This window comes from Sulfurimonas sp., from assembly GCF_026196735.1.
Lineage (GTDB): Bacteria > Campylobacterota > Campylobacteria > Campylobacterales > Sulfurimonadaceae > Sulfurimonas.
In genome coordinates this window covers 1-3,380 of the sequence record NZ_JAPHUF010000025.1, presented here as the reverse complement: position 1 = coordinate 3,380, position 3,380 = coordinate 1, and the positions used below count along the sequence as shown (strand labels likewise).

Below are 3,380 nucleotides of genomic sequence, written 5' to 3'. Positions count from 1 at the left end.
GTAACTGTATTACCGTCAAGCGTTAGCGCTACAGACTTTAGAGCAACTGCTCCTGAGGCATGGGAAGCTGCAGGTTCAGCTGAAGCTATAAAAGCTCTATATGGAGATATCAAGCCAATCGAAGGCAAGATTAAAATGAAAGCTCCAAAGCTTGCAGAAAATGGTGGCGCTGTGCCAATCGGAATTAAATCAAAAGTAGACTTCGAGTCTGTTGCTGTATTTCAAGATGCAAATCCTAGATCTGCTGTATGTGTATTTGAATTAGGTGAAGCTGGTATCTGTGACCTTAAGACTAAGATCAAAATGAGAAAAACTGCTAATGTAACAATTGTTGCAAAAGGTAGAGACGGTAAGTTTTATTCACAAGTACAAAAAGTAGAAGTTTCTATTGGTGGTTGTGGAGGTTGATTTAACTCCATCATTCATTAGTAAAAATAAATAGAAATTAAATAAAGGAAAATTATGAAAGTAAAAGCAAAGTTAAAAAAAGGCAATGTTGAAGTTAAAGTTTTAGCAAAAAGCCCAATGGCTGGTAAAGAAGAAGCAAAACTTAAAAAAATTGATGTTGAGTTTATTACTCACATGACTGCAAGAGCAAACGGTAAAGTTGTATGGGAAGTGTCTACAGGACCATTCTTATCTAAAAACCCATATATGCAATTCGCATTTAACGCTGAAAAAGCTGGTGTTAAAAAAGGCGACAAAGTTGATGTTGACTGGGTTGACAACAAAGGTAAAACTGCAAAGAAATCACAAAAAATCAAATAGATTTTTTTTAAAGCTTTATATCCTGAGAAATTCTCAGGAAAAGCTTTTATCTAACATCATTAAGCATAGATTTGATGTGTAATACATCACATGAATTCTATTCTTTCGAGAATTAAACTTAAAAGGAAACAAACATTATGTTAAAAAAGATGATTAATCCATTAGTAGTATCTGCTATAGCTTTACTACCATTAATGAGTGCATGTTCTTCAGACACTTCTAAAACAGAGTCAACAAGTACAAAAACTGCAGCAAAAGAAGCTCCAGCAGCTCAAAAATCTGCTCCGGTTGAAGCAGTAGCTAATGATGAATTTGACTACAAGTTGGAGCCAAAGCAAGTTAGTGAAAATGTATGGTGTTTCTTTGGTGCATTAGATATGCCTACACAAGAAAACGGCGGTAACATGTCAAACAACTGTTATATCAAAACTAAAGACCAGTGGGTTTTATGGGATACTGGCGCATCGTATATATATGCTAAACAAGCATATGCTGCAATGAGCAAAATCGCTGACCTTCCTGTTAAAACTGTTCTTTTAAGTCATGAACATGATGATCACTGGTTAGGTAACAACTACTATAAAGAAGTTCATGGTGCTAATATTGTTGGTCCTGAGTCTATTAACAAAAACTATCATGATGGCGATGTTACTAGAATGTTCAGAATCTTAGCAGAAAATCAAATCAGAGGTACAAAAATTATACCTGTTGATGAGTGGCATGATGGATCTTACAAGTTTAATATCGGCGGAGTAGATTTTGAATACATGTCTGTTGGTAACGGACATTCTGTATCAGACTACTTCTTATATATGCCAAGCGAGAAAGCAATTTTTGCCGGTGACTTAGTTATGAATGGAAGAATAACATCAAATAGAGATGGTTCTGTAATGGGTCAAATAGAAGCATTAGAGACAATGAATACAAGAGAGTGGACTACTATGATTCCAGGTCATGGTTTTATTATCGATGAAAAAGCTGATGATGAATCAATTATGTATTTCACATTGATGAGAGATAGAGTTGAAGAGGCTATGGATAATGATATTGATTCAATAGGAATAGTTGAAGCTGTACCTTTAGAAGAATTCAAAGATAAAAAGATGTATGATTTATTACACGCTTTAAATGTTTCAAGAGCATATATGGAATTTGATATGGGTCTACCGGAGCACGAAGTAATACATTAGAGATTTGGCTTTTAGCCAAATCCTCCCCTTCATCATCTATAAGATGAGAGAAAAATTTAACCAATAATTAATTCTTGACAAGTACTTCTTTTTCTAGAGCGTAAAGCTCATATCTGATATATTTAAAGTTCTCGCTATATTCCGCATTGTGAAGTTTATATAACTCTTCTAGCACCCTTGAAGACTCTTGTGCCCTTTTAAAATTTGCAAGTATAATACTGTTTATATCAGTACGATTTAGTTCACTTTTTATAGTGCTTCTAAGCACATCGTTTATGCTGTCTCTGTGTTTTAGTAGTTCTTGTGTCTGTTCAGTTTTTGCTTTGTGGCGAAGTAGTTTTAGTTTTGAAGATAACTCTTTGTTATTATCACGATAACGAAGTATATCCTCAACAACTCTAATCCCCTCTTTGAGGCGATTTAAATTTGCGTCAATCACCCGAAAAAGTTCGGGTGAGAGTTGATTAGTCATCGCCTCTAAAGATACCAAATAAGTGAAGAAGAGCAGTAAATATATTTAGAAAATCTAAATAAAGTGCAATAGCTCCATCAATTGGTGTTTCATATGCACCTTTGATAATGTTTTGAGTGTCATATGTCACTAGTATACTAAACAGTACAACAACAGCAGCAGATAAGCCGATAGAAAGCAATGAGCTGCCCATAAAGATATTAATAATTGAAAAAACTATAATCACAACAAGTGCAATCATAAGTGGTTTTCCATATCCAGAAAAGTCTTTTGTCGTTTTAATAGCATAAAAGCTCATAGCACCAAAAATTACCGATGTCATTGCAAATGCATTACCCACAATAGCTCCACCGCCACTCATTCCAAGTGTGTGAGAAAGTAAAGGAGCAAGCATCAAGCCAGTCATAAACACAAAACCAAACATAACCATAAGGTTAATTCCTGGCTTATGTTTTACAAAATGTAAACCAATAAGTAAACCAATTTCCAAAATCAGTAGAGGAAAAAAGTTAGCTGCGATTGTACCAGCCATCGGTATACCAACATATGCTCCTACAGCACCAGCCATCATTGATGCTGCAAAAAGTTTGTAAGTTTCTTTAACGAATGATACAATTTGTGCATCACTCTTAGTAGCACTGCCGTAAGCAGTCGCATTTCCTCTTGCATAATCACGATCGTAAAGTCCCATATTTTTCCTTTGTATATAGTGTTATAAACTACACGGTTTATTTACTAGTATTCTATATACAAAGAGTTAATAAATAGCAACATTAACTACATGTATAGCTATTATGAAGCGAAATTAAATAAAAAATAATATAAAAGCTTAAAAACTAAACACATTTGACAAACTTCCAAAATTCCTTTAAAAAACTATTGACATCAAAGGTTGATTTGTCTATAATTCCCATCCACAAACACAGAGACCTAATGTTTAGGACTTAAGT

The 3,380-nt window shown here is 34.3% G+C and carries 5 protein-coding genes; 3 read left to right on the top strand and 2 right to left on the bottom strand.

All coding sequences use genetic code 11. The features are described from left to right. The 3 genes from OQK60_RS11270 to OQK60_RS11260 form a co-directional block, all read left to right on the top strand. Positions 1-408: thiosulfate oxidation carrier protein SoxY (locus OQK60_RS11270; protein WP_297687085.1), on the top strand; the 408-nt coding region annotated here is incomplete at its 5' end. 54 nt (positions 409-462) lie between these two features. Continuing rightward, complete coding sequence (gene soxZ / locus OQK60_RS11265; protein ID WP_297687083.1) at positions 463-768, top strand: thiosulfate oxidation carrier complex protein SoxZ; 306 nt, start codon at positions 463-465, stop codon at positions 766-768. 137 nt (positions 769-905) lie between these two features. Then, the gene (locus OQK60_RS11260) at positions 906-1,958 is read left to right on the top strand and encodes an MBL fold metallo-hydrolase (RefSeq protein ID WP_297687081.1); all 1,053 of its coding nucleotides are present in this window, start codon (positions 906-908) and stop codon (positions 1,956-1,958) included. A gap of 67 nt (positions 1,959-2,025) precedes the next feature. Here the strand turns inward: OQK60_RS11260 and OQK60_RS11255 are convergent, their stop codons facing one another. Next, positions 2,026-2,430, bottom strand: a complete 405-nt coding sequence (locus OQK60_RS11255) for a thiamine-phosphate pyrophosphorylase (RefSeq protein ID WP_297687079.1) — start codon at positions 2,428-2,430, stop codon at positions 2,026-2,028. Continuing rightward, positions 2,423-3,121, bottom strand: coding sequence for a Bax inhibitor-1/YccA family protein (locus tag OQK60_RS11250; protein ID WP_297687077.1), 699 nt, complete (start codon positions 3,119-3,121; stop codon positions 2,423-2,425). Before OQK60_RS11250 ends, OQK60_RS11255 begins: the two co-directional genes overlap by 8 nt. Positions 3,122-3,380 lie beyond the last annotated feature (259 nt).

Coding starts and splice junctions, on each gene's coding strand:
- soxZ (WP_297687083.1), top strand. CDS start 463: ATGAAAGTAAAAGCAAAGTTAAAAAAAGGCAATGTTGAAGTTAAAGTT.
- OQK60_RS11260 (WP_297687081.1), top strand. CDS start 906: ATGTTAAAAAAGATGATTAATCCATTAGTAGTATCTGCTATAGCTTTA.
- OQK60_RS11255 (WP_297687079.1), bottom strand. CDS start 2,430: ATGACTAATCAACTCTCACCCGAACTTTTTCGGGTGATTGACGCAAAT.
- OQK60_RS11250 (WP_297687077.1), bottom strand. CDS start 3,121: ATGGGACTTTACGATCGTGATTATGCAAGAGGAAATGCGACTGCTTAC.